Source organism: Streptomyces cathayae (assembly GCF_029760955.1).
In the GTDB taxonomy this organism is placed as follows: domain Bacteria; phylum Actinomycetota; class Actinomycetes; order Streptomycetales; family Streptomycetaceae; genus Streptomyces; species Streptomyces cathayae.
Window position 1 is genome coordinate 7,150,632 of record NZ_CP121682.1, and the last position, 21,531, is coordinate 7,172,162.

Consider the following 21,531-nt stretch of genomic DNA (forward strand, 5'->3'; position numbering starts at 1 on the left):
CCCCGCCCCGCCCGGCGAAAACGGCTCCCAGGCAAGCACAGCAGAGCCCAGGGGGGAAGACCCGGTTCGGGAAAGACCGTTCGCCGGGAGGGCGGCCCCTGCCCGGCGCGCGGGTCCGGGCAGCGGTGACCAGCGTGACGCGAAGGACCGGTCGGCCGTCCGGAGAGGGCACGCCGTCATGGCCGTACGACTCGAGGGAACACCCTGCTGGGCCGACGCGACGTTCGACGACGCCAAGGCCGCCAAGGCCGCCAAGGCCTTCTACGGGGACGTCCTGGGCTGGACCTTCGGAGCGTCGTCGGAGTTCGGCGACCACCTCCAGGCGTACGCCGACGGCAAGGCGGTGGCGGCCGTCGTGCCGGGCCAGGAGGGCCCGTCGCAGTGGTGCCTCTACCTCGCGGTCCGAAACGCCGCCGCCACCGCCGTCCGGATCGGGGACAACGGCGGCGAACTGCTGAGGGAGCCGATGCGGGTCGGCGACTTCGGCACGATGTGCCCGACCCGTGAACCCGGCGGGGCCGTCTTCGGCCTCTGGCAGGCCGGCATCCACCTCTCTTGCCGGGCAGGGTGCCCGGTCCTTCAGGACCGGGGCGCATGCCCGGTCCCGCGGAGCGGGGCAGGAGGAGCCGCATCGCCTTCGGGGCGATGCGGCGTCCCGGAAGAGGACGGTGGCGGGCTTGGCCATGGGAGGGGTGTGATGCTGCGTGGCTGGGAGTGGTGGCGGGGGTCGGTCGTTCGTTCGGGTGAGCCCGGTGGGATGCAAAGAAAGGGGCGGGTGACGGGGCTAGGTTGGCGGCATGTCACGGTTCCGGATGTACCCGACGGCCGCGCAGGCGGAGCGGATGCTGCTGCACTGTGCGTACGCCCGGTACGTGTGGAATCTGGCCGTCGAGCAGCACGCGCACCGGCGGCCGGGGCGCAGGTCTGCGCCCGGGTTTGCCGAGCAGTGCCGTCAGCTCACCGAGGCCCGGCGGGAGAGTGCCTGGCTGCGGGCCGGGAACGCGGATGTGCAGCAGCAGGCGCTGCAGGACTTCGCCAGGGCCAAGAGCGCCCGGTTCGCTTCCGGGTTCGGTGAGCCGACCTGGCGCAGGAAGCACCGGCATGAGGGCTTCCGGGTGATCGGCACCGACCGGGTTCCGGAGTCCCATCCGGACGGTTCGCCGAAGCTGAACACCAAGACCGGCAGGCAGGTCATGGGCCGCTCGGTGGTGGTGCAGAGGCTGAACCGGAGGTGGGCGCGGGTGAAGGTGCCCGGCTGCGGCTGGGTGCGCTTCCGGCTCACCCGCGCCGGTCTGCCGGTGGCGAAGACGTTCCGAGTCTCCTTCCGTAACGGCCGGTGGCACATCGCCTTCGCCGTCATCCCCGACCCCGTCGACGCGCCCGGCACGGGGGAGGTCATCGGCATCGACCGGGGCGTGAAGATCACCGCTGCCCTGTCCGACGGGCGGAGGCTGAACTGCCCGCAGCTCACCACCCGGGAGCGGGCTCAGGTCCGCAAGCACCAGCGCCGGGCGGCCCGCGCTCCCAGGGGCAGCGAGGCCAAGGCCGCCGAGTATGCGAAGGTGGCGAGGATCAAGGCGCGGGAGGCGGACAGGCGCAAGGACTGGTGCGAGAAGACCTCCACCATGCTCGCCCGCACCTGCCGCCTGATCCGGTTCGAGAAGCTGAACATCACCACCATGACCCGCTCGGCGAGGGGGACCGTCGAGCAGCCGGGCAGGAATGTTAGGCAGAAGGCGGGGCTGAACCGGAGCATCCTGGCCCAGGGCTGGGGCCTGCTCCGTCGCCGGACCGGGGAGAAGGCTCCGGGCCGGGTGGAGGATGTCCCCGCCCCGTACACGTCGTTGCGGTGCAGTGCCTGCGGTTGGATCGAGAAAAACTCGCGCAAGAGCCAAGCCGAGTTCGTCTGCATCTCCTGCGGGTTCACCTGTAACGCGGATGAGAACGCAGCAGTCAACGTCGCGGCAGGACAGGGCGGGATCCCCCGCCCCCGGCGCACAGCCGGTGCCGGAGGGGTGACAGCGGCCACCGGCCGCTCGAGCGCCCGTGAACCTCGACCCGCCCGGGTCGGAATCCCCCTCCTTTGAGGAGAGGGAGGATGTCAAGAAGGCTTCGAGGCGACGGTCGTACCCGGTGCGTACTGCTGGGCGGAGGTCTTCACCCGGAACCCGGAGAAGACCGACGTGTTCTTCCCCACCGTCTTCTCCTACCGGTCGAAGCGGCTCGAGGGCGAGACCGGCCTCCGGAGCTACGGCCTGGGCGAGCGCCCCGTGCTCGGCCGGACGAAGATGACGGAGGACTTCCCGCCCGAGGTGCCACCGTACGTCGACGTCTACTTCACCGTCCGGGACTGCGACGAGGCGGTGGCCCTGGCCACCGAGCGTGGCGGCACCCTGCGCCTCGGGCCGGTGGACACCCCCTTCGGGCGCTTCGCGGCGCTCAGCGACCCGCAGGGCGCGAACTTCTCGGTGATCGACATCACGACTACGACGGGCGAGACGCCCGGGACGACGGACGTCGCCCGAGGAGCCCGCCCGGACCGGCACACCGCCCGGCCATGACATGATCGGGCGCATGCGTGAACGTGTTGTGGCCGCGTGCGACGGGGCCTCCAAGGGCAATCCCGGACCCGCCGCCTGGGCCTGGGTGATCGCCGACGCCTCCGAGACCCCGGTCCGCTGGCAGGCGGGCGCACTCGGCAGGGCCACCAACAACGTCGCCGAACTCACCGCGTTGGAGCGGCTGCTGGCGGCGACCGACCCCGATGTGCCGCTCGAGGTCCGCATGGACTCGCAGTACGCCATGAAGGCGGTCACCACCTGGCTGCCCGGCTGGAAACGCAACGGCTGGCGTACGGCGGCCGGCAAACCGGTCGCCAACCAGGAACTCGTCGTCGGCATCGACGAACTCCTGCAGGGCCGCTCCGTCGAGTTCCGCTACGTCCCCGCCCACCAGGTCGACGGCGACCGGCTCAACGACTTCGCCGACCGGGCCGCCAGCCAGGCGGCCACCGTCCAGCAGGACGCGGGCAGCGACGCGGGCTCGCCCGAGCCGCCGCCCTCCCCGGACACCCCGCCGGCCGGCGCCGCGAAGCGCCGCTCCTCCGCGGCCAAGGTTTCCTCCCGGCCGCGCGGTGGCTCCTCGGCCCGCACGATCAAGGCGAAGTTCCCCGGCCGCTGCCTCTGCGGCCGCCCCTACGCGGCCGGTGAGTCCATCGCCAAGAACGACAGCGGCTGGGGCCACCCCGAATGCCGCACGACCGCGAGCGTCTGAACAGGACCGCGCTCGTCTCACCGTCCCCCGGGCCGCGGCGGGATGACAGACTGACGCCATGGACGAGCGCACATTCGACAGGTCGGGTCAGCACGCCTCCGTGATCGGTCTCGGCACCTGGCAACTCGGGGCGGACTGGGGGGAGGTCGACGACAAGCAGGCCCTCACGGTCCTGGAGGCCGCCGCCGAGTCCGGAGTCACCTTCTTCGACACCGCCGACGTGTACGGCGACGGGCGCAGCGAGCAGACCATCGCGTCGTTCCTGAGCGGCCGGCCCGATCTGCACGTCCTGGTCGCGACCAAGATGGGCCGCCGGGCCGAACAGCTCCCGGAGAACTACGTACTGGACAACTTCCGCGAATGGAACGACCGTTCGCGGCGCAACCTCGGCGTCGACCGCATCGACCTGGTGCAGTTGCACTGCCCGCCGACGCCCGTCTACTCCTCCGACGAGGTCTTCGACGCCCTCGACACCCTGGTGGCGGAGGAACGCGTCGCCGCCTACGGGGTCAGCGTGGAGACCTGCGCCCAGGCGCTGACCGCGATCGCCCGGCCGAACGTGGCGAGCGTGCAGATCATCCTCAACCCGTTCCGCATGAAGCCCCTGCTCGAAGTGCTCCCGGCGGCCCGCGCGGCGGGCGTCGGCGTCATCGCCCGCGTCCCGCTGGCCTCGGGGCTGCTGTCGGGCAGGTACACCAAGGACACCGTCTTCCCGGAGAACGACCACCGCACCTTCAACCGGCACGGTGAGTCCTTCGACCAGGGCGAGACCTTCTCCGGGGTGGACTACGCGACCGGCGTCGAGGCCGCCGCCGAGTTCGCCGCGCTCGCCCCCGAGGGCTACACCCCGGCCCAGCTGGCCCTGCGCTGGATCGTCCGGCAGCCCGGCGTCACCACCGTCATCCCCGGCGCCCGCTCGCCCGAACAGGCCCGCGCCAACGCGCACGCCGCCCGGCTCCCGGAGCTGTCCGAGCGGACGCTCACCGCGATCGACGACCTCTACGCACGGCGGATCAAGGACCAGGTGGAGTCCCGCTGGTAGGAACCGTCGGCCGGGTCCTCGGCAGGGCCTGACGCCGGCGGCCCGGAACCATCACGGCTCCAGGAACAGCTGCCTCTCCTGCTCCTGGTCGCCGCAGGCGGCTCCCCGGTCACGCGCGGTGAAGGGGGGGAGAACGGCCGTGGACGGGGAAGACGCCGCAAGAGAGGGACCGAGGCCGTTCACCCCAGGAGGCATCGTGCCGGACCCGGAGCAGGGCGAGAGCAGGCGCAGAGGGCGCAACGAGACCGAGGAGGAGCGGGCGGACCGGATGTGGCAGGAACTCATCCAGGAGGTCCGCGTCGCGCAGACGGGTGTCCAGATCCTCTTCGGCTTCCTGCTGACCGTGGTGTTCACCCCGAGGTACGCGCAGCTCTCCGACACGGACCAGATGATCTACATCATCACGGTCGTCCTCGGCGCCTGCGCCACCGGGGCGCTCATCGGCCCCGTCTCGCTGCACCGGCTCGTCTCCGGGCGGCGCGTCAAACCGCAGGCGGTGCGGTGGGCGTCCCGGCTGACCCTGCTCGGCCTCGTCCTGCTGCTCGCCACCACCAGCGCCGCACTGCTGCTGATCCTGCGCGTGGCGACCCACGACGGCTTCGTCCCGTACCTGGTCGCCGGGGTGGTCACCTGGTACCTGGTGTGCTGGTTCGTGCTCCCGATGTGGACCCGGCACCGGCACACGACGCGGTGACGCCGTCGTCCGTCGTCCGACGTCCGTGGTGCGTCGTCCGCTGTCCGAGGGCATTCCTCAGCTGCCGGCGAGCACGGCCGCGAGGAAGTCGTCGAGGCGGACCTGCTCGTCTCCCGGTGCGACCGTCCGGTACGTCTCGCGCAGGAAGTCCCCGACGGCCTCGGCCCACACGAACACCACCGCGTGATGCCGGCCGCCGTCGGCGTGGGCCGCACCGAAGAACTCCATCCGCAGTTCCCGCTCCACGCCCAGGGACTCCGGACGCAGCCGCACATCACCGGTCCCGGCCGGGCGGGTGAGGCCGTCGAAGAGCATGTCCCGGTCCAGTTGCCAGCGTGCGAGGACCCGGCCCTCGTGGCTGAAGACGACGGTGACGGCGAAGGGGTCCGCGGGGTCGTAACCCAGATGGGCGAGCCCGGGAACGCGATCCGCGACGCCTGCCTGGATCTCCACCACCAGGGTCTTGTGCACGAACGAGTTCACGAGAGGGCCTCCGGGAAGTACCGACACAGAGCCATCTGGTACCCCGCAACCGGGCCGTATGCGCATCCCTTCGGCTGATTCCCCGGTGCCGTGCCCGGGCCCCCTCGGCGGGGTCCCGTCCGGCCGAGGGCGCTCCGTAGCGCCGGCGGCGGGGATTCCTTCGAGACGAAGTCCGCCGGGTCGCCGCCGCAGGCGGGGAGACGGGCTCAGGAGCGCGCGAGGGCGGCGAGGCGCAGGTCGCGGGTGCGGCTCTGGTGCTCGACGACGTGCTGCCGGGCGGCCGCCGCGTCGCCGCGGCGGATCGCGTCCAGGATCCGGGTGTGCTCCTCGAGGATCAGGGCGAGGTTGTCCGGCCGGGTGGTGGTGTCGGAGTCGTAGACCTTCAACTGGGCGTCCAGGCGGTCCATCAGCTCGATGATCGTCGCATTGTGTCCCGCCTCACGCAGCGCCCGGTGCCACTGCTGGTTGAGCTCCTGCAGCTCCGCGGCGTCCGTCGACGCCGCGGCGGACTCGTGGACGTGGACGAGCCGGGCCAGGTCGAGCTCGGTCCGGCGGGTCGCGGCCGCCTGCGCGGCCGACGACTCCAGGGCGATGCGCGCCTCGCAGATCTCCAGGATCTCCTGGGGGGTGCGGGTGCGCACCACGTAGCCGCGAGTGGCCCGGGTCACCAGACCCTCCTGCTCGAGCCGGATCAGCGCCTCCCGGACAGGGGTGCGCGAGACGTTGAACTGCGTGCTGAGACCGGTCGGGATCAGGACGGTTCCGGGGGGTGACTGACCGTCGAGGATGATCTTCCGGATCCGGGCGTAGTGGCTGCCCGCGCCCGTATCGGTGCCCCGGTCTCCCCGTGCGGTGCTCAAACTGGTCGCTCCCCTTCCGTGCCGAGGGCCGGCTCGTCGTCGGTGCACGCGAAGCGGTGCTCTCGGTGGACAGACGTTCTCGCGATTCGAGACGGCCATAGTCTGCCACTGTCTACATGTGTATACAGTTGCTTGCAGCTGAATCCGGACATGGGGACCGTCGCGTCCTCGGGTCCGGGTCCACGTTCGAGTGCATGACCCATGCACGCCTGACAGGATTTCGGGAGCTTCTGATGCATCGTGGCGCGCAGCCGGGGCGGTACACCGCCCACCCGGCGCACCCGGTAGCCGGTCCGGCCTCCCGCTTCTGCAACCGTCTGACGAGCCGTCGGCACATCGACCTCATGCGCGTCGTCAGCACGGGCTGTTGTTGATCGCACACGTACTCCGCCTGCCGCGTTCCCGCCGCTGAAGCAGCGGCGGGCGCGGCCGTGTCAGGCCCGACCGCAGGCGCGCCCCGTCTCCCGCCCCAGCTCGCCCCGCCCAGTCCACTGTTCGGCATGGCTCAGGGAGCAGGCTCCGGGCATCGCCCCGAGCCTCACCGCCGCACGGCTCCGAAGTCCTTCCCGGCTGCCGCCCCACACCGGCCGATCGGCCGGACGGGCGGCCGAACCACTCCTGAAGGGGATCTCCCATGCCCGAGCAGACGCTGCTCGCCAAGGCCCGGCCACCGCATCCCGGTCCTGCCGGTCCCGCCGGACGACCCGGCGCACCGAGGAAGGAGGCGGCCGGGCCGTCCTCCGCCGGACGCAACCGCCGGGTGCTGCTGCGCACCGCCCGCACGGCCGGCCCCTGGGCGGTCCCCCTGCTGGTCCTGGTGGTGTGGCAGTGGACCGCCGCGGTCGGCATCCTGCCGCCGTCCATCCTCCCCGCCCCCGGAGCGGTGCTGCGGGCGGGAAGCGACCTGGCCGCCACCGGAGAGCTCCAGTTCCACATCCTCACCAGCCTGCGGCGCATCCTGCAGGGCTTCGCCCTGGGCGCGGGCACCGGCCTGCTCCTGGGCTTCCTGGTCGGCATGTCGAAGGTGACGGAGATCCTCCTCGACCGGTCCCTGCAGATGGTGCGCACCATCCCGCACCTGGCTCTGGTGCCGCTGATGATCGCCTGGTTCGGCATCGGGGAGGAACCCAAGATCCTCCTCGTGGCGCTGGGCACCTTCTTCCCCATCTACCTGAACACCGTGACCGGCATCCGCGGGGTCGACCCCAAGCTGCTGCAGCTCGGCCGCTCCTACGGACTGGGCCGGTGGCGCTTGGTGCGCGACATCGCCGTCCCCGGGGCCATGCCCACCATCCTGTCCGGCATCCGGTACTCCCTCGGTGTCGCCTGGATGACCCTCGTGGTCGCCGAGACCATCTCGGCCAGCGACGGGATCGGCTACCTCGCCCAGAACGCCCGCGAGTTGCTGCGCACCGACCAGATCGTCCTCGCCATCGTGCTGTACGCACTGGCCGGTCTGTTCGCCGACCTCCTGACCAGGCTCATCGAAAGGAGGGTGCTCCGGTGGCACCCGAACTACCGTCCCCAGGCGAACCAGTGACCCCGGCGCGAGCAGGCGCCCGGCTCGCTCTGGACGGCCTGGGCCGGCAGTACGACGGCCGGTGGGTCCTGGAGAACCTCGACCTGGAGATCGAAGCAGGCTCCTTCGTCTCCTTCCTCGGCCCCAGCGGCGCGGGCAAGAGCACCCTGCTGCGGATCGTCGCCGGGCTGGAGGAGCCGAGCGCGGGAACCGTCCAGCTCCACGGAGCCGGTCCGCAGCCGCCCATGGTGCGGATGATGTTCCAGGAGGACCGGATGCTGCCCTGGCGCACGGTCGAGGACAACGTGCTGCTGGGCGTCAAGGGCCGCAGGGACGAGGCACGCGCCCTGCTGGAGGCCGTGGGACTGGCCGACCGCGGGAGTGCCTGGCCGGCCGAGCTCTCCGGTGGGCAGCGGCAGCGCGTCGCCCTGGCCCGCGCTCTGCTCCACCACCCCGAACTGCTGCTCCTGGACGAGCCGTTCGGTGCTCTGGACGCGATCACCCGGATCGCGATGCAGCAGCTCCTGGAACGCCTGTGGCTGGAGCAGCCGCGCACCGTCCTGCTGGTGACCCATGACGTGGAGGAGGCGCTCGTGCTCTCCGACCGCGTCCTGGTGCTGGCCGACGGCGCCGTCGGCCGCGACCTGCGCATCGACCTGCCCCGCGGGGAGCGGCGCGGCCACCCCCGCCTCGTCGCCTGGAAGGAGGAACTGCTCCAGGGCCTCCTCGCACCGCACTCCTCCGTCCCGGCCGACGTCTGACCCCGCGCCCTGCCCCCCCGCCGCCCCACCGCCACCCGCGCCCCGCGCTTCCGCCCGCCCGAGCAACGCGCCACCGAGGAAAGAACCCGACCGTGACCGTGAACCGCCCGTTCTCCCGCCCGACCACAGGAGCCTCCCCGCTCCTGTCCACAAACGTCTCGCGCCGTCGCGTCCTGGCCGTCGGCGGTGCCGCCGCCCTCGCCCCGGCGCTGGCCGCCTGCGGCGGCGGATCGCGGCCGGGCAACACGGCGCTGGCCGACGGCGTGCCGCAGAAGCTCCGCTACGCGGTCATCGGCAGCGGCAGGCTCGGCACCCCGGCGGCCCTGCGCTACAAGTTCGACGGCGTGGACCTGGGCAAGGAGCTCGGCGGCACCACCGTCACCTGGCCGTCCGGGTTCACCGCCTCGCTGCCGGTGATGGAGGCGCTCAAGGCCGGCAGCGTCGATTTCACCTTCGCCACCGCCACCGCCGTGGCCTACGCGATCGGCGGCGGCGTGCCCATCGTGCCGCTCGCCGCCTATCCGCTGCCCGCCAACGAGGTCGAGATCCTCGTCCCCCAGAACTCGACCGTCCGCGGCGCCGCCGACCTCAAGGGCAAGCGGGTCGCCGACCAGCAGGGCACCACCGGCACCTACAGCCTCATCAAGTACCTGCAGACCGCCGGCCTGCGGCTGGACGACGTCGAGTACGTCAACCTGCCGGCCGCCGACGCCGAGTCGGCCTTCGCCAACGGCAAGGTGGACGCCTGGATCAGCTGGACGCCGGCCATCAGTCTGGGCCGGGCCCGGCACAAGGCCCGCAGGCTGCCGAACGTCAAGACCTACGACTACTCCTTCTACGTGGCCAGCGAGTCCTTCGCCGAGGAGTACCCCGAGGCCGCGGCGAAGGTGGTGCGCGTCATCCGGGACACCCAGCGCCGCGTCAACGCCCGGCCGGAGGCGAGCGTCGAGTTCTTCGACAAGATCGGCGGATTCGGCTCGGAGGACCTCGAGCGCGAGGTGTTCCTCGAGCTGACCAAGGAGAAGAGGCTCTCGGACTCCAACGCCGACCGGCTCGCGCCGGTGGACCGCAAGGCGATCGAGAACACCCAGGACCTCGCCGACAGCTTCCACGCCCTGGGCGTCTACCCCTCGAAGATCGACGTGACCGGGTTCCTGCGGGACTCCCGGTTCGACACGGTCAAGAAGGCGGTGGCCGCCGAACTGGCCAAGTGACCGGCAGGGCGCACCACAGGACACACCGCACGACAGCACGGAAGAGAGAACACGCAGTGAGCACCCCCGAGAACCAGATGCACCTCGCGGCCTTCGTGACCGCGGGCCCCGGCCGGCCCGGCGGCTGGCGCCACCCCGGCTCCGAGCCCGGCTGGCTGTCGGCCTCCTACTACCAGCACATCGGCCGCGTGCTCGAGCAGGGCAAGTTCGACCTGATGTTCCTCCCGGACATCCTGTCCGTGCCCGACCGCCTCGGCGGCAGCATGGACAGCCAGCTGCGCTACGGCGCGCTCGGCTCCCTGCGGCTCGACCCGACGCCGGTGCTGTCCGCGGTCGCCGCCGCCACCACCCGGCTCGGCGTGGCCGCCACGATCTCCACCAGCTACTTCGAGCCCTTCCCCGTGGCACGCTCCTTCGCCACGCTCGACCACCTCAGTGACGGCCGCGCCGCCTGGAACGTGGTGACCTCCTTCCAGGACTCCGAGGCCCGCAACTTCGGCGAGGACCGGCACATCGACCGCGACCAGCGCTACGAGCGGGCCGACGAGTTCCTCGAGGTGACCTGCAAGCTGTGGGACAGCTGGGAGGACGACGCCCTGGTGGCGGACCCGGAAGCCCCCCTCTTCGCCGACCCCGACCGCGTGCACGCCATCGACCACAAGGGGGAGTGGTTCACCGTCCGCGGCCCCCTGAACACGCCCCGGCCGCCCCAGGGCTACCCGGTGATCATCCAGGCCGGGGCGTCCCCCAAGGGCCGCGACTTCGCGGCGCGCTGGTCCGACGTCATCTTCTGCAGCCACGCCTCCCTGGAATCGGCCAAGGACTTCTACCAGGACATCAAGGCCCGGGCGGTCCGCCACGGCCGCCGTGCCGAGGACATCAAGATCCTCCCCATGGCCACCCCCATCATCGGTCCCACCACCGAGGCCGCGCGCGAGGCCGAGCAGCGCCTGGCGGACCTGGTCCCGCCGCTGGCCGGACTGTCGACCCTCGCCTACCACCTGGACGTGGACCTCTCGGAGCTGCCGCTCGACGAGCCGCTGCCCGACGTCGACGTCCCCGGTGTCCAGGGGCACTACAAGGAGGTCGTGGAGATGACCCGGCGCGAGGGGCTGACCCTGCGTGAGCTGGGCAAGCGCTACGGCGGCCGCACCGAGGGCTCCTTCGTCGGCACGGCGGCCGAGGTCGCCGACGGCATGGCCGAGTGGTTCACCGAGGGCGCCTGCGACGGCTTCACCGTGGGTGCCGTCCACACGCCCGGCGCCTTCGAGGACTTCGTCCGCCAGGTGGTGCCCGACCTGCAGCGCCGCGGCCTGTTCCGCACCGAGTACGAGGGCACCACCCTGCGCGAGCACCTGGGCCTGGAGCGCCCCGAGACCGGGCAGTGGCGCAACCGCCGCAACGGCGACGGCGACAACGGCTGACCCGCACCACACCCCCGCACCGGATCCCGCACAGCGACGCCAAGGACCTCACGGCATGACAGCAGCAGGCGACATCACGAGCATCACCGGACGCACCACCGACACCCAGGGGCGCTTCCTGGTGACCGCCCGGACGAACCACTTCGTCTCCGACGCCCGCACAGGGCCGGGGGAGGCCGTTGGGGCGGGAGAGCTGCTGCTGTCCGCCCTGGCCTCCTGCTCCCTGAGCAACATCCAGCTCCATGCCGAGGAACGCGGCTCCGGCCTGACCGGTGGCCGGGCCGAGATCAGCTACCAGCGGGACCCGCAGGACCCCACCCGCTACACCTACCTGCGGATCGAGCTGCTGCTCGAAGGGGTCGACCAGGGCGAGGCCGACATCCTGGTCGGGCTCTTCACCGGCAGCTGCCCGATCTACAACACCCTGCGCCGGGGCGGCCACGTCGAGGTGGCCGCCCGGGTGCAGGAACCGCTCCCCGGCGCCGCCTGAGGAACCGGCCGGCCCGGAGCCGGGTCACCGGCCGAACCCCGCACCCGGCCCGCCGCACGGCGGGCCCCCGGGCCCGGGAGCCACTCCCCGGCACCCGGGCCCGCCCCACCGCGTCCCGCACCCCCCCGCTCGCACACCCGAAGGTGATCACCGTGGCCACCGTCCTGTCCGTCTCCGGCAGCCCCTCTGCCGCATCCCGCACCGCCCGCCTGCTGCGCCACCTGGACGCGCGACTGACCGACAGGGGGCACGAAGTGGTCCCGCTGGACGTACGCACCCTGCCCGCCGAGGCGCTGCTCGGCGGCGACTTCGGCCACCCCGCGGTCCGCGAGGCCACCGCGCTGTTCGAACGCGCCGACGGCGTCGTGATCGGCACCCCCGTCTACAAGGCCGCCTACTCCGGACTGCTCAAGTGCCTGCTGGACCTGCTCCCGCAGTACGCCCTGACCGGCCGGACCGTCCTGCCGCTGGCCACCGGCGGCTCCACCGCCCATGTCCTGGCCGTCGACTACGCACTGCGCCCGGTCCTCGCCTCGATGGGCGCCGAGCACATCACCCCCGGCTGGTTCGTCCTCGACAAGCACCTGGCCACCGCCCCCGACGGCACCCTGGACATCGAAGCGGAGACCGCCCGCCACCTCGAGCGCGTCGTCGACGGCTTCGCCACCGCCCTCGAACGCAGCACCCTGCTGGCCGTCGGCTGACCGGAAGCGGGCACCCTCCCCCGCGGAAAGGTGCCCGTTTCCGTTCGGAGCTCCTAGCCGGAGCCCGGCCGGAACGTGCGCAGGAACGTCCGCAGCGCCTCCTGGTTCTCCGCCTCCTCCCAGTCGGCGGCCGGGGTCGTCCAGCGCAGCGAGAAGCCGCGCCCGCCGCCCAGGAGGAACCCGCGGCCGAAGGTGCGCACCCGGGGGCCGCCGGCCGCCGACAGCCACTCCATGTCGGCGGCCTCACGCCCCTGGTACGTGGTCGCGCGGATCGCGCCGATCCGCTCGTAGGCGGCCGTCCGCTCCAGGGGCGGCTCCACGTCGTCCCGCCACACGGCCACCGGGTCCGGGCCGATCCGCTCGCTGTAGGTGACCGCGAGGGTGCGGGTGTTCCCGGCCACGCCGAAGGTGACGCGGTAGGCGAGGTCGGACATGCGGGAGGTGTCCAGCCGTTCGAAGTCCTCGGGGAGCGCGACGGAGAATCCCTCCGGCGCACGGTGAAGGCGGTAGCCGGCCGGGAGACCCGCCGTGCCCGAGGGTGCCGGGGCGGGTGCGGCGGACGGCGGGGAGGTGCCCCGGTCGTCCGGCTCGCCGGGTCCGGCCGCCCCGGACGGGATCGAGGGAGCCGGCGCGGAGGCCGAGGCCGGCGGCGTGTCCGGCACGTCGGCGGCGGAGCCGCTGCCGGTTCCGGGCAGCCCCGAGGCCGCGGCGAGTACGACGGCCGCCACGACGACGACGGCCAGGGCCGTGCCGAGGACCGTCGTCCGTCTGCCCCACCCCCGGCCCACGGCCCCGAGGGCGGCGCTGCGGGTGCCGCGCGGCCGGGGGCCCGGCACCGCGCCCGGCACCGCGCCCAGGGCCGCGCCGGGGTCCTCGCCGAGAACGCGGACGAGCGCCTCGCGGACCGCCTGCCCGGTCGGCCGCTCCCGGGCGTCCTTGCGGAGCAGGCCCTGGACGATCTGGGTCAGGGGCCCCGCGCGCACGGGCGTGCGCAGCGGCAGCCGGTCCACTGCCTTCAGCGTGGACTCGGGCCGCCCCCGGTCGCGGAACGGGGGACGTCCCTCGACCATCGTGTAGAGGATGGCGCCCAGCGCCCACAGGTCCGCGGCGGGACCGACGTGCTCGCCGCGGGCCTGCTCGGGAGAGGCGTACGAGGGTGACGTGAGGCGGGGGGCCGGGGTCGAGCCGGCCAGGCCGAACCCGGCGACCACGACCGGGCCGGTCTCCCGCACGAACACCTGGCCGGGGCTGAGTTCGCCGTGCGTGACGCCCGCCGCGTGTGCGGCATCCAGCACGCCGAGCAGCTCCAGTCCGATCCGCGCGGCCCGCACATGACTGAACGTGCCCTCCTCGCCGAGGAGTTCGCCCAGCGGTGTGCCGTCGATCCAGGCGGTGACGGTCCACAGGAAGCCGGCCTCGTCGACGGCGTCGACGACGGTGGCGGTCCGTCCGGGACACCGGCGCGCCATGCCCTCGGTCGTGCGCAGAACATGGGAGGAGACACGGTGCGCAAGCTCGGAGGGCCCCTTTGGGAGCGCGATCCGCGTGACCAGACAGGGACGCCCCGTCCCGAGGTCGTCGGCGTACCAACGGACGTGCCGGGGCTCGCGATGGACGACCTCGACCAGCCGGTATCTCCCGGCGGCCGACTGGTGTGTGAAGACGTGCGCCCTGCCCATGGCCATCCCTCGTCCGAGCCGCTGCTTCCGCCTTTGCCAGAAGTACGCGCGACCGGGCGCCCTTTGTTCAATTCGAATAAAGAAGCGAGCAGATGAGGGTCTCCGGGGCCCGACGGGGGCTCAGCGCAGCCCGAAACGGGACGCCCAGGCGATCATGTCGCCGGTGGTCGCGTTGCCCCCGCACACCACCAGCCCGATCCGGGCCCCCTCGCCGACCCGCTCCAGCACCCGGCGCGCCGCCGGCAGCAGACAGCCCGCAGCCGGCTCCGTCCACACCTTGGCGTGGTCCGCGAGGTCCAGCGAGCCCTGTACGGCCTCCCGGTCCGGCACCACCAGCACCTCGGTGACCAGCGCCGACACATGCTCGTACGTCAGCTGCGACACGGCCGGGGCACTGAGCGTGGAGACGATCGACGACAGCGCGACCGGCACCGGCCCGCCCGCCGCGAGCGCCTCGGACATGGCCTGGGCGCCCTCCGTCTCCACACCCCAGATCCGGATTCCGGGCCGCCGGGCCCTGAGCGCCGCCGCCACACCGGAGATCAGCCCGCCGCCACCGATGCTCACCAGTACGTCGGTGAGGTCACCGGCGTCGTCGGCGAACTCCATTCCCACGGTGCCCTGCCCGGCGATCACCACCGGGTCGTCGAAGGGGTGGACCAGGGTCAGCCCTTCCCGCTGAAGCCGCGTCATCAGCGCGAAGGCGCCGTCCATGTCGTCGGCCAGCCGCACCGACGCACCGGCCGTCTCCGCGACCTCGACCGCCCGCGCGGGGGCCGACCGGGGCATCACCACCGTGGCCTTGACGTCGAGTGCGGAGGCCATGACCGCGACGGCGATCCCGTGATTGCCGCCGCTCACGGCCACGACCCCGGCGGCCCGCTCCGCCTCGTCCAGCGACAGCAGCTTCGCCACCGCACCGCGCACCTTGAACGACCCGGTGCGCTGCAGCAGTTCCAGCTTCGCCGTGACCGGAGCGCCGAGCAGCGCCGACAACCCGGGGCTCGGCACCGTCGGCGTCCGCACCACGTGCCCGGCGATCCGCTCCGCCGCGGCCTCGATCTCCGGCATCCCGATCATGACAACCCCTTCCGGCACGGGGCGTGATCCGCGCCGTGACGAACCCTGACCCGGCCGGCCGCCGAGGTCAACAGGGCTCCCTCGGCGGTACGTGCCTCAGTGCTGCTGCGGCTTGTGCGGCGTGGTCTCGCTGGGCCGCACGATGACGTACCCCTCGCCCTGCAGCATCAGCTGCACCGCCTCGCCCGAACCGCCGCGCAGCATCGAACCGAACGACTGCGAACGGTGCAGGGAGGTCGCCAGGCCCGCCGTCCAGCCGACGATCGCGTCCGTGTCGACGTAGACCGGCTCCTGCGGCGACACCGGGAGGACCAGCGGATAGCCCTCGCAGACCAGACCCAGCAGGCCGTGCCCGGTGAAGACACTGTTGAACAGGCCGCCGCCGGTGATGCCGGCGCCCTTCACGGTCGAGATGCGGTACGACAGCGTGGAGTCGAAGCACAGGACGTTGCGGCCGTTGACGGTGAACTCGTCGCCCGGCTCGACCTGGACGATGAAGCAGTTCTGCGCCTCCTGCGCGAACCAGGCCTCGCCCTGTCCCCGCACCGCCATCAGCGGCAGCCCTTCGCCCGTCACCGCGCGTTTGAGCATGCCGCCCACGCCCTGGCCCTTGCGCTCGAACTGGAGCCCGCCGCGGTGGGCGATCATCGAGCCCTGCCGGGCGTGCATCTCGCCGTTGACGACGTACCGGATGCACGTGGCGTTCTCGACCGTCATGCCCGGAGCCGAGGCGGGCTGCACCATGTGCCGGCTGGAAAACAGATCACCCTTCATGGAGGCATCCTCGCCCGGAGGGCCCGCCTCCGCCAAGACCCGCCCGGAGCCGGACGTGAGGGGGCCGGCGCGTGGGTTCGCCCGGGGCACGGGCTGCTTCGGGCGGGACGCGAGGAGAGCATGGGAGACGGGTTGGGGAAGACTGGACCGCGGAAGTGGACACGACACAGGAGGAACCGCATGACGCGCCCGATCACGGCAGGGGTCGACGGAACCGAGGAGAGCCTCGCCGGACTGGCCTGGGCGGCGAGGGAGGCGGTCCGCCGCGGGCGGCCGCTGCGGGTGGTGCACGCCTGGCGCTTCCAGACACACGAGGGGATCGACGCCGGTGACGCCGCCACCCAGGGGCAGCGGGTGCGCGACGCGATGGGCGAGTCGGTCCGCCGGATCACCGAACGGCACCCGGACCTCGCGGTGACCACCGACGTCCTGGAGGGAGACGCCGTGCAGACCCTGGCCGGCGCCGCGGCGGATGCGGAGATGCTGGTGCTCGGCTCGCGCGGGCACGGGCGGATCATCGGCTTCCTGGTCGGCTCGGTCGGCCAGCAGGTGATCGTCGACGCCAAGCGGCCGGTGGTCTTCGTGCGGTCCGGGGACCGGGCGTCGGGCGAGGTCGCCGGACGGGAGATCGTCGTCGGCCAGCAGGGCGACCCGGAGGACAGCGCCGCCGCGCTGGACTTCGCCTTCGAGACGGCCGCCGCGCGGGGCGCCACCGTGCGTGCCGTACGGGCCTGGACCCTGCCGCCGATGTTCGTCTACAGCCCCGAAGTGCTGCGCCAGGTCGACGAGGCCGGGGGACTGGAGCAGTACGAGCAGAAGGCTCTGGCCGCGGCCCTCGCGCCGTTCCGCGAGCGTCACCCGCACGTGCGCGTGGTCGAGCACGTGGAGATGGGCAGCGCCGGGCAGGTGCTGCTGTCGGTGGCCGGCACCGCCCAGCTGATGGTCGTCGGCCGTCGCGCGCGCCGCACCGCCGTCGGCACCCGGATCGGCTCGGTCGCCCACGGCGTCCTGCACCACGCCGACTGCCCGGTGGCGGTGGTACCGCCGGCCTGACCCTGACCCTGACTCAGCCGGCCGGGGGCGGCGGGGCCTCCCGGGTCCGGGGCAGGACGTTCCCGGGGTGAAGGCCCTCCCGGCTGAAGCCGGGAGGGCCCTTCCTGCCTTGCGGTGGAGGGCTCGACGCCTCGGGGGCGCCTGACGACTGCCCTGTGCCGCCGCGCCGGAATCCACGGGACGAGGTCACGGGCGAGCGGCCCGGGGCGGCTTCGCCGCCCGCCGTGGGGCGGGCACATCGAAGACGCCGGGACCCGGTGACCTCGGAGCCGATCTCTGTGCGCGTCAGCGCTCTTGCGCGCGCTCCCGGGCCAGCCGCGCCGCGTCCCGCAGGGACCCCGTGTGCGCGGGGCCGTGTCCGGGCAGCAGCAGGTCGCTCTCCAGCCCGGCCAGGATGTCCAGCGAGGCGAGGGCGGCGGCCCGCTCGCGGTGGAACATGTCGGGCAGCAGCTGCGGTCCGCTCGCCCGGGAGGTCGGGTGAGCGCTCACCAGGGCGTCGCCGGACACCACCGCCCCGCTGTCCGGGAGGTGGAAGGCACAGTGCCCGTCGGTGTGGCCGGGCGTGTGCACGGGGACCGGCCGGCCGGGCAGATCGAGCGGACGGGGCGGATCCGGCGCGTCGGACCGCGATCCGGGCCGTGGTTCGGGCCAGGGGAACGGCTCGGGGGCGGCGACCGGCACGTGCGCCGTGCCGCCGGAGCGCAGCGCGTGCAGGGCCCAGGGCAGCACGCCCGGCCGCCAGCCGCTGCGCAGGATCTGCCCGACGGTCACCTGGTGCAGGAAGTCCCGGCGGACGTGCGGGACTTCGGCCTCATGGGCGTACACGGGGGTGCCGTAGGCGGACCGCAGGTACTCCGCGGAGCCCAGGTGGTCCGTGTGCGCGTGGGTGATCAGTACGGCCGCGACCGCCTCCGGCGCGCTGCCCACCTCCGCCAGGGACGCGAGGAGCCGCTCGCGGTCACCGGGGTAGCCGGTGTCGATCAGGGTGACGGCGTCCCCCTCCTGGAGGATCACCCAGTTGGTGTTCGAGCCGTGCACCAGGTGGGTGCCGTCGGCCACGTGCCGCACATCTGCCCGCATGATCGTCCCGCGTTCTGCCGTCCCGGCGTTCTGGCGTCCTGCCCGAAGGGCACCAGCAAAGCAGATCAGGACGCCGGCGGCCGGGACGGACCCGGCCGCGTCCGCGTCCGTCCGGCCTCCCGGCGGGTGTGCGGTCCGGTGTGGGGGGAGCGGGGCGGAGGACGACAGGCCCCCGGCGGGGCGCCGTTGTTCACATCATCGCTTCGAATTCCGGCGAGACCCTTCTGGATACACCGGTGTATCGGATACGTTCGCGTATCGAACGGAGGGGGCGGCATGACCGTGGACGGCGTGTCCGAGGCGGCGGCGACCGGGCGACGGGTGACCGGACGCCGGGCCCGCACGCGCGCGAACCTCCTGCGGGCGGCGTTCTCCGTGTTCGCGGCCAAGGGCTACGGGCACGTCTCGATCGAGGAGGTCTGCGAGGCCGCCGGCTACACCAGGGGCGCCTTCTACTCGAACTTCGCCGGCCTGGACGAGCTCTTCTTCGCCCTGTACGCGGAGCGCGCCGAACTCATCGCGGAGCAGGTCTCCTCGGCCCTCGCCCAAGGCGGCCCCGACCTCGACGTGCCCGCGGCCGTGGACCGCGTCACCGAGGTGCTGCTGCTCGACCGGGACTGGCTGCTGGTGAAGACCGACTTCCTGGTGCACGCCGCCCGCGATCCCGAGGTCTCCCGCAGCCTGCTGGAACACCGCGCGCGGCTGCGCCGGGCCGTCGCGGACCGGCTGGCCCGGGCCCGCGGCCACACCGAACTGCCCGCCGTCCTCGGCACCGTCGAGGACGCCGCGCACGCCGTGGTCGCCGCCTACGACGGAGTCACCGTCCACCTGCTGCTGGACCGGGACGTCGCAGGCGCCCGCGCCTGGCTGAAACAACTGCTGACCGCGCTGCTCACCGACGGCAGCACCGGACCGGCCGCGCACCGACGCGGATGAGGAAGGGACTTCTCGCCATGGATGCCGACGTCATCGTCGTCGGAGCGGGCCTCGCGGGCCTGGTCGCGGCCCACGAACTGACCAGCCGGGGCCGCAGGGTCGCCCTCGTCGACCAGGAGAACGCCGCCAACCTCGGCGGGCAGGCCTTCTGGTCCTTCGGCGGGCTGTTCCTCGTCGGCTCCCCGGAGCAGCGGCGTCTCGGTATCAAGGACTCCTTCGAGCTCGCCTGGAACGACTGGCAGGGCAGCGCGGGATTCGACCGGCTCCGGGACGACCGGGACGAGGACTCCTGGGCGGTGCGCTGGGCCCGTGCCTACGTCGAGTGGGCGGCGGGGGAGAAGCGGTCCTGGCTGGCCGGGCACGGCATCTCCTTCCTGCCCACCGTCGGCTGGGCCGAGCGCGGCGACCTCCGCGCGGACGGCCACGGCAACACCGTGCCCCGCTTCCACATCGCCTGGGGCACCGGCACCGGCGTCGTCGAACCCTTCGTGCGCCACGCCCGGCAGGCCGCGCGCGACGGGCTGCTCACCTTCCACCACCGCCACCGGGTCGACGAACTGGTCGTCCAGGACGGCACCGCGCGCGGAGTGCGGGGCACCCTGCTGGCCCAGGACGACGCGCCGCGCGGTGTCGCCTCCAGCCGGGAGGTGATCGGCGACTTCGAACTCACCGCCCAGGCCGTGATCGTCACCAGCGGCGGCATAGGCGCCGACCACGACATCGTCCGCCGCCACTGGCCCGAGCGGCTCGGCACCCCGCCCCGGGAGATGATCACCGGGGTCCCGGCCCACGTGGACGGACGGATGCTCGACATCAGCGCCCGCGCGGGCGCGCGCCTGGTCAACCGGGACCGGATGTGGCACTACACCGAGGGCATACGGAACTGGGACCCGATCTGGCCCGGTCACGGCATCCGCATCCTGCCCGGACCGTCCTCGATGTGGTTCGACGCCCTCGGCCGCCGGCTGCCCGAGCCCTGCCTGCCCGGTTACGACACCCTGGGCACGCTCGAACACCTGCGTACCACCGAGGACATCGCCGACCACGACCACTCCTGGTTCATCCTCACCCAGAAGATCATCGAGAAGGAGTTCGCGCTGTCGGGCTCCGAGCAGAACCCCGACATCACCGCCAAGGACCGGGCCGGGTTCCTGCGCGAACGCGTGCTGGGCAAGGGCGCCCCCGGCCCGGTCGACGCGTTCCTGCGCCGGGGCGCGGACTTCGTGACCGCCCCGACCCTGGAGCAACTCGTCGAGAGGATGAACGCCCTCACCGACAAGCCCCTGCTCGACGCGGCCGTCGTCCGCCGCCAGATCGAGGCCCGCGACCTGCAGATCGCCAACCCCTACGCCAAGGACGCCCAGGTGCAGGGCATCCGCAACGCCCGCCGCTACATCGGCGACCGCCTCGGCCGGGTGGCCACCCCGCACCGCATCCTCGACCCCGCGGCCGGCCCGCTGATCGGCGTCAAGCTGCACATCCTCACCCGCAAGACCCTCGGCGGCATCCAGACCGACCTCGACTCCCGCGCGCTGGACGGTGCCGGGCGGCCGATCGAGGGGCTGTACGCGGCGGGCGAGGTCGCGGGCTTCGGCGGCGGCGGCGTCCACGGCTACAACGCCCTGGAGGGAACCTTCCTCGGCGGCTGCCTCTTCTCGGGGCGCGCGGCGGGACGAGCGGCGGCGCGGCAGACGGCGTAGCCGGCGCGGCCGACGGGGCAGGGCGCGTCAGTCGTCGAGGAGGCGGGCCAGCACCTCGGCGTGGCTGGTCGCCGGCTCCCTGGCCGCGGTCAGCAGGGTCACCTGCCCCTTCGCCGCCAACTCCCGCACATGGTTCAGGAGTTCGGCCGCCTCGGGGGCGGCGAGCTCTGCCTCGTAGCGCCCGCGGAGCTCCTCGTACGGCCGCTCGTCCAGGTGGTACCAGCGGCGCAGTTCCGTCGACGGGGTCAGCCCCTTGGGCCATTCGTCCACGCGTGCCATGTCCTTCGCCAGACCGCGCGGCCACAACCGGTCGACCAGGACGCGGACACCGTCGTCCGGCTCAGGCGGTTCGTAGACACGGCGCACGCGTACGCTCATGGTCGGCCCCTTCCCGTGGTCTCCCGCGAGCCTAACGCCGCCCCCCGGGCCGGGCCCGGCGGACAGAACCACGGACGGGCGGGCCGGAACGGGCGGCGCCGCCCGCCTCAGGCGCGCCGCGCCCTCAGGCGGCGCCTCAGCGCGCGCCGCTCCGTCTCGCTCGTGCCGCCCCACACCCCGAGGGACTGGCCCGAATCCATAGCCCAGTCGAGGCACTGCTCCCGGACGGGACAGCGCCGGCACACCGCCTTCGCCCGCTCCGTCTGGAGAAGGGCCGAGCCGGAGGTCCCGATCGGGAAGAAGAGGTCGGGATCCTCGTCCCGGCAGGCCGCGCGGGTCCGCCAGTCGTCCATGGAAAACCACCTGGGGTCGGAGGGGATGCGCACC

The 21,531-nt window shown here is 72.9% G+C and carries 21 protein-coding genes and 2 pseudogenes; 15 read left to right on the forward strand and 8 right to left on the reverse strand.

The window, feature by feature from the left end:
• Positions 1-178: 178 nt before the first annotated feature.
• From PYS65_RS32800 to PYS65_RS32825, 6 genes and pseudogenes are all read left to right on the forward strand, one after another.
• Positions 179-550: pseudogene (locus tag PYS65_RS32800) on the forward strand (VOC family protein); the annotation flags it as partial.
• A gap of 247 nt (positions 551-797) precedes the next feature.
• Positions 798-2,087 (forward strand): RNA-guided endonuclease InsQ/TnpB family protein, encoded by a 1,290-nt coding sequence (locus PYS65_RS32805; protein WP_279337591.1) that lies wholly within the window; start codon positions 798-800, stop codon positions 2,085-2,087.
• 3 nt (positions 2,088-2,090) lie between these two features.
• A pseudogene (locus PYS65_RS32810) lies at positions 2,091-2,561 on the forward strand (VOC family protein); the annotation flags it as partial.
• Position 2,562: 1 nt separating this feature from the next.
• On the forward strand, positions 2,563-3,273 hold the full coding sequence (locus tag PYS65_RS32815; RefSeq protein ID WP_279337592.1) for a ribonuclease H family protein: 711 nt from the start codon (positions 2,563-2,565) through the stop codon (positions 3,271-3,273).
• 58 nt (positions 3,274-3,331) lie between these two features.
• Positions 3,332-4,315, forward strand: coding sequence for an aldo/keto reductase (locus PYS65_RS32820; RefSeq protein ID WP_279337593.1), 984 nt, complete (start codon positions 3,332-3,334; stop codon positions 4,313-4,315).
• A 196-nt stretch (positions 4,316-4,511) separates the two neighbouring features.
• Entirely contained in the window at positions 4,512-5,009 is a 498-nt protein-coding gene (locus PYS65_RS32825; RefSeq protein ID WP_279337594.1) for a DUF6328 family protein, read from the forward strand.
• Positions 5,010-5,066: 57 nt separating this feature from the next.
• Here PYS65_RS32825 and PYS65_RS32830 read toward each other — a convergent pair whose 3' ends face one another.
• Entirely contained in the window at positions 5,067-5,492 is a 426-nt protein-coding gene (locus tag PYS65_RS32830) for an SsgA family sporulation/cell division regulator (protein ID WP_279337595.1), read from the reverse strand.
• A 206-nt stretch (positions 5,493-5,698) separates the two neighbouring features.
• Positions 5,699-6,352: a GntR family transcriptional regulator gene (locus PYS65_RS32835; RefSeq protein ID WP_279337596.1), complete on the reverse strand. Its 654-nt coding sequence runs from the start codon at positions 6,350-6,352 to the stop codon at positions 5,699-5,701.
• Between the two features lie 634 nt (positions 6,353-6,986).
• Here PYS65_RS32835 and PYS65_RS32840 point away from each other — a divergent pair.
• The 6 genes from PYS65_RS32840 to ssuE all read left to right on the forward strand — a co-directional run bounded on the left by PYS65_RS32840 (position 6,987) and on the right by ssuE (position 12,464).
• The gene (locus PYS65_RS32840; RefSeq protein WP_279337598.1) at positions 6,987-7,892 is read left to right on the forward strand and encodes an ABC transporter permease subunit; all 906 of its coding nucleotides are present in this window, start codon (positions 6,987-6,989) and stop codon (positions 7,890-7,892) included.
• A complete protein-coding gene (locus PYS65_RS32845; protein ID WP_279337600.1) occupies positions 7,889-8,632 on the forward strand; it encodes an ABC transporter ATP-binding protein in 744 nt (247 codons plus the stop codon). Before PYS65_RS32840 ends, PYS65_RS32845 begins: the two co-directional genes overlap by 4 nt.
• Positions 8,633-8,724: 92 nt before the next feature.
• Positions 8,725-9,846, forward strand: coding sequence for an NrtA/SsuA/CpmA family ABC transporter substrate-binding protein (locus PYS65_RS32850; protein ID WP_279337601.1), 1,122 nt, complete (start codon positions 8,725-8,727; stop codon positions 9,844-9,846).
• Positions 9,847-9,902: 56 nt separating this feature from the next.
• Positions 9,903-11,270 carry an LLM class flavin-dependent oxidoreductase gene (locus PYS65_RS32855; RefSeq protein WP_279337602.1) on the forward strand — a complete coding sequence of 456 codons (1,368 nt, stop codon included), beginning with the start codon at positions 9,903-9,905 and terminating at the stop codon, positions 11,268-11,270.
• Positions 11,271-11,325: 55 nt separating this feature from the next.
• Positions 11,326-11,760, forward strand: coding sequence for an OsmC family protein (locus PYS65_RS32860; RefSeq protein WP_279337603.1), 435 nt, complete (start codon positions 11,326-11,328; stop codon positions 11,758-11,760).
• A gap of 152 nt (positions 11,761-11,912) precedes the next feature.
• On the forward strand, positions 11,913-12,464 hold the full coding sequence (ssuE, locus tag PYS65_RS32865; RefSeq protein ID WP_279337604.1) for an NADPH-dependent FMN reductase: 552 nt from the start codon (positions 11,913-11,915) through the stop codon (positions 12,462-12,464).
• Positions 12,465-12,517: 53 nt separating this feature from the next.
• Here ssuE and PYS65_RS32870 read toward each other — a convergent pair whose 3' ends face one another.
• From PYS65_RS32870 to PYS65_RS32880, 3 genes are all read right to left on the reverse strand, one after another.
• Positions 12,518-14,143, reverse strand: coding sequence for a serine/threonine-protein kinase (locus PYS65_RS32870; protein WP_279337605.1), 1,626 nt, complete (start codon positions 14,141-14,143; stop codon positions 12,518-12,520).
• Between the two features lie 120 nt (positions 14,144-14,263).
• Positions 14,264-15,223, reverse strand: coding sequence for a threonine/serine dehydratase family protein (locus PYS65_RS32875; RefSeq protein ID WP_279337606.1), 960 nt, complete (start codon positions 15,221-15,223; stop codon positions 14,264-14,266).
• Between the two features lie 96 nt (positions 15,224-15,319).
• Positions 15,320-15,997: an AIM24 family protein gene (locus PYS65_RS32880; protein ID WP_279337608.1), complete on the reverse strand. Its 678-nt coding sequence runs from the start codon at positions 15,995-15,997 to the stop codon at positions 15,320-15,322.
• Positions 15,998-16,177: 180 nt separating this feature from the next.
• Between PYS65_RS32880 and PYS65_RS32885 the strand changes: the two genes are divergently transcribed.
• Complete coding sequence (locus tag PYS65_RS32885) at positions 16,178-17,050, forward strand: universal stress protein (protein WP_279337609.1); 873 nt, start codon at positions 16,178-16,180, stop codon at positions 17,048-17,050.
• A 285-nt stretch (positions 17,051-17,335) separates the two neighbouring features.
• Here the strand turns inward: PYS65_RS32885 and PYS65_RS32890 are convergent, their stop codons facing one another.
• A complete protein-coding gene (locus tag PYS65_RS32890) occupies positions 17,336-18,130 on the reverse strand; it encodes an MBL fold metallo-hydrolase (protein ID WP_279337610.1) in 795 nt (264 codons plus the stop codon).
• Positions 18,131-18,406: 276 nt separating this feature from the next.
• Here PYS65_RS32890 and PYS65_RS32895 point away from each other — a divergent pair, with 276 nt between their 5' ends.
• Together PYS65_RS32895 and PYS65_RS32900 are read left to right on the forward strand one after the other, a co-directional pair.
• Positions 18,407-19,066 carry a TetR/AcrR family transcriptional regulator gene (locus PYS65_RS32895; RefSeq protein ID WP_279337611.1) on the forward strand — a complete coding sequence of 220 codons (660 nt, stop codon included), beginning with the start codon at positions 18,407-18,409 and terminating at the stop codon, positions 19,064-19,066.
• A gap of 17 nt (positions 19,067-19,083) precedes the next feature.
• Positions 19,084-20,766: an FAD-binding dehydrogenase gene (locus tag PYS65_RS32900; protein ID WP_279337612.1), complete on the forward strand. Its 1,683-nt coding sequence runs from the start codon at positions 19,084-19,086 to the stop codon at positions 20,764-20,766.
• 27 nt (positions 20,767-20,793) lie between these two features.
• On the opposite strand, the gene PYS65_RS32905 is transcribed toward PYS65_RS32900, so the two are convergent.
• Both PYS65_RS32905 and PYS65_RS32910 read right to left on the reverse strand, forming a co-directional pair.
• Entirely contained in the window at positions 20,794-21,144 is a 351-nt protein-coding gene (locus PYS65_RS32905) for a DUF488 domain-containing protein (protein ID WP_279337613.1), read from the reverse strand.
• 107 nt (positions 21,145-21,251) lie between these two features.
• Positions 21,252-21,497, reverse strand: coding sequence for a WhiB family transcriptional regulator (locus tag PYS65_RS32910; RefSeq protein ID WP_279337614.1), 246 nt, complete (start codon positions 21,495-21,497; stop codon positions 21,252-21,254).
• Between the last annotated feature and the right edge of the window lie 34 nt (positions 21,498-21,531).

Coding starts and splice junctions, on each gene's coding strand:
- PYS65_RS32890 (WP_279337610.1), bottom strand. CDS start 18,130: ATGCGGGCAGATGTGCGGCACGTGGCCGACGGCACCCACCTGGTGCAC.
- PYS65_RS32885 (WP_279337609.1), top strand. CDS start 16,178: ATGACGCGCCCGATCACGGCAGGGGTCGACGGAACCGAGGAGAGCCTC.
- PYS65_RS32875 (WP_279337606.1), bottom strand. CDS start 15,223: ATGATCGGGATGCCGGAGATCGAGGCCGCGGCGGAGCGGATCGCCGGG.
- PYS65_RS32905 (WP_279337613.1), bottom strand. CDS start 21,144: ATGAGCGTACGCGTGCGCCGTGTCTACGAACCGCCTGAGCCGGACGAC.
- PYS65_RS32820 (WP_279337593.1), top strand. CDS start 3,332: ATGGACGAGCGCACATTCGACAGGTCGGGTCAGCACGCCTCCGTGATC.
- PYS65_RS32895 (WP_279337611.1), top strand. CDS start 18,407: ATGACCGTGGACGGCGTGTCCGAGGCGGCGGCGACCGGGCGACGGGTG.
- PYS65_RS32860 (WP_279337603.1), top strand. CDS start 11,326: ATGACAGCAGCAGGCGACATCACGAGCATCACCGGACGCACCACCGAC.
- PYS65_RS32900 (WP_279337612.1), top strand. CDS start 19,084: ATGGATGCCGACGTCATCGTCGTCGGAGCGGGCCTCGCGGGCCTGGTC.
- PYS65_RS32805 (WP_279337591.1), top strand. CDS start 798: ATGTCACGGTTCCGGATGTACCCGACGGCCGCGCAGGCGGAGCGGATG.
- PYS65_RS32840 (WP_279337598.1), top strand. CDS start 6,987: ATGCCCGAGCAGACGCTGCTCGCCAAGGCCCGGCCACCGCATCCCGGT.
- PYS65_RS32910 (WP_279337614.1), bottom strand. CDS start 21,497: ATGGACGACTGGCGGACCCGCGCGGCCTGCCGGGACGAGGATCCCGAC.
- PYS65_RS32880 (WP_279337608.1), bottom strand. CDS start 15,997: ATGAAGGGTGATCTGTTTTCCAGCCGGCACATGGTGCAGCCCGCCTCG.
- PYS65_RS32815 (WP_279337592.1), top strand. CDS start 2,563: ATGATCGGGCGCATGCGTGAACGTGTTGTGGCCGCGTGCGACGGGGCC.
- PYS65_RS32870 (WP_279337605.1), bottom strand. CDS start 14,143: ATGGGCAGGGCGCACGTCTTCACACACCAGTCGGCCGCCGGGAGATAC.